Source organism: Ilyobacter sp., assembly GCF_041583315.1.
Classification (GTDB): Bacteria; Fusobacteriota; Fusobacteriia; order Fusobacteriales; family Fusobacteriaceae; genus Ilyobacter.
Window position 1 is genome coordinate 1 of record NZ_JBFHGC010000428.1, and the last position, 2527, is coordinate 2527.

The following is a 2527-nucleotide window of genomic DNA, read 5'->3' on the forward strand; positions in this document are numbered from 1 at the left end:
CGGAGGAGCCTTTTGCAATGGTAAAAAAATAAAGATAGGATCTGAAAATGAGCTGAACAAATGTGTCTTAGCAACAGGATTCCCTTATGACAAGCTGACAAATCCGCTGAATAATATAGACTATTTTTCTGAACTTGTACCAAGGTTGAGAGGAGTGAGAAGAATGGGAGCGGCAGCCTATGACCTGGCCTGTGTGGCAGCCGGATTCCTAGACGGATACTGGGAGATGAATCTCCGACACGGGGATGTAGCAGCAGGACTACTTCTGGTCGAGGAAGCTGGTGGAAAGGTCTCGTACTTCAGAGATGACAGAGAGTATTCTATAATAGCTGGAAACAAAGAAATAGTGGAATTAGTAGAAGGTCATATTAAAATAGTAGACAGCAAAAGATAAAAGCCGGAGATTTCCGGCTTTTTTAATACAAAAAAGAAAAAAGGATGCTGATTAATCAACATCCTTTAAATCACATCAAAGCTAATTATAGTGCGTTTACTCTAGCTGCTAGTCTAGCTTTTTTTCTAGAAACAGTGTTCTTCTTAAGAACTCCTTTTGAAACCGCTTTGTCAAGCTCTTTGTAAACTACAGATAAAGAAGCTTGTGCAGCTTCAGCATTTTGAGCTTCAACTTCTGTTAAAACTTTCTTTGCCATAGTTTTTACTCTAGACTTAACGTCCTGATTTCTCTGTCTGTTTCTTTCTGCGATTGATATTCTCTTTTTAGCTGATTTTGAGTGTGCCAAATTAAAAACCTCCCTGGTAATCTTTTCAATTGAAAAAATAGTATCATAAATAACATAAAATGTCAATAAAAGTATATTGACACAGGCCTTTTAATTTGACAGGTAAGCATCAAAAGAGACACAGAATATTCAGTACAATGGACTAGTAAATATTATCATAAAGTTTAGAAAAATAAAAGTAAATATTTTCTTAAAAGATTAGAGCAGCCCTTTTACTTAACTTTGGGATAACTTGTGATATGGTGTAATTTATGATAATATATACATTATATCAAAGACTATTTTTGAAAGGAAACAAAATGGATATAAATGAAAAAATCTCCTCAGATGCTCAAAAGATTATAAGACTGGCAATAGATGAAGCTGGAGGCAACGAGGTGTTTTTTCGTGGCGTACCTGACGAAAATGGTATTGTTGATCATGTGGAAATTTTGGCACGGGGAAATAAACATTCAGTTCCGGCAATAATGAAACAGATGAAAAAAAGAGAAGTAATTATTCATAATCACCCTTCCGGATATCTATACCCGTCAGATGCAGATGTGCAAATAGCTGCAGTGTATTCTGATAAAAAGGAAGGAGCTTCTTATATAGTAAATAATAAAGCTGACGATATATATGTAATGGTTGAACTGAAAAAAACTGTAACAGTTTCAATAGATGTAGGGCCATATTTTGAAAAAAAAGGTCTTCTGTCCCAGGTGTTCCCGGAGTTTGAGTACCGTGAGGAGCAGCTGCATATGGCTAAGCATATAGAAAACGGACTCAACGCTCATAAAAAAGTCGTGGTAGAGGCAGGGACGGGAACCGGGAAAACGCTGGCATACCTCATCCCTAGTATAGAATGGGCAATAAAAAATGAAAAAAAAGTAATAATATCCACAAATACAATCAACCTCCAGGAACAGCTCCTCAATAAGGATATTCCCATAGCAAAAAAAGTGATTCAGAGTGATTTTAATTATCTTCTGGTAAAAGGTCGTGGGAATTATCTGTGTAACAGAAAACTTATGAATATGGCTACTGGAGAAAGTGTGGATTTTGAGGACTTTAGTCAATCACAAAAAGAACAGTTTCAGGCTATCTTGAAATGGGCTTCTAGCACTAAAGAAGGTGACAGAGGTGAACTTCATTTTGAGGCAGATTCATATGTGTGGGAATTTTTTCAGAGTGAAGCAGACGTGTGTTCCGGGAATAAGTGCCCCTATAAAGGGGATTGCTTTTTTTTGAAATCAAGAGAAGAGAAGAAAAAAGCAGACCTTCTCATAACAAACCACCATATGTACTTTGCAGATCTTTCCATAAGAAAAGAGATCGGATTTAACACAGAATATGCCATTCTTCCAGACTATGACATGGTTGTTTTTGACGAGGCTCACAATATTGAAAAAGTGGCCAGAGATTATTTTTCCTATGAAGCTTCCAAGTACTCCTTTACAAAGACAATGAATCAGATATACAATACTGGGAAGAAAAAAAAGAAGAAAACCGGTAGTTACAATCAGCTCATAAATTATCTGAAGAATATAAAATACGAAAGTTATAAAGATGTGGAAAGACTCGTAGTGGAAGAACTTATAGAAAGACACATAAATCTTTTTAAAAAAGGTAATGATTATTTTTTAAGAATGATAGATGTTTTTTCAAGGGGGCAGCAGGGGACTGTGAATCTCAGACTGAGACATGAGGAGCTAGAACATAGCAGCTTGTGGAAGGATCTGAAAGAGGCTGAAGAGGATCTTGTGATCGAATATAATTCTTATATGAAAAGGCTGAGAAGCCTTATA

Annotated in this window: 3 protein-coding genes; 2 read left to right on the plus strand and 1 reads right to left on the minus strand. The window is 36.2% G+C overall.

Going from position 1 to position 2527, the window contains the following annotated elements:
• A partial coding sequence (locus ABZA26_RS12465; RefSeq protein ID WP_372714839.1) for an inositol monophosphatase family protein occupies nt 1–394 on the plus strand: 394 nt, incomplete at its 5' end.
• Between the two features lie 85 nt (nt 395–479).
• On the opposite strand, the gene rpsT is transcribed toward ABZA26_RS12465, so the two are convergent.
• Nucleotides 480–740 (minus strand): 30S ribosomal protein S20, encoded by a 261-nt coding sequence (gene rpsT, locus ABZA26_RS12470; protein WP_372714840.1) that lies wholly within the window; start codon nt 738–740, stop codon nt 480–482.
• 284 nt (nt 741–1024) lie between these two features.
• Here rpsT and ABZA26_RS12475 point away from each other — a divergent pair.
• On the plus strand, nt 1025–2527 hold a 1503-nt coding region (locus tag ABZA26_RS12475; RefSeq protein WP_372714841.1), incomplete at its 3' end, for a DEAD/DEAH box helicase.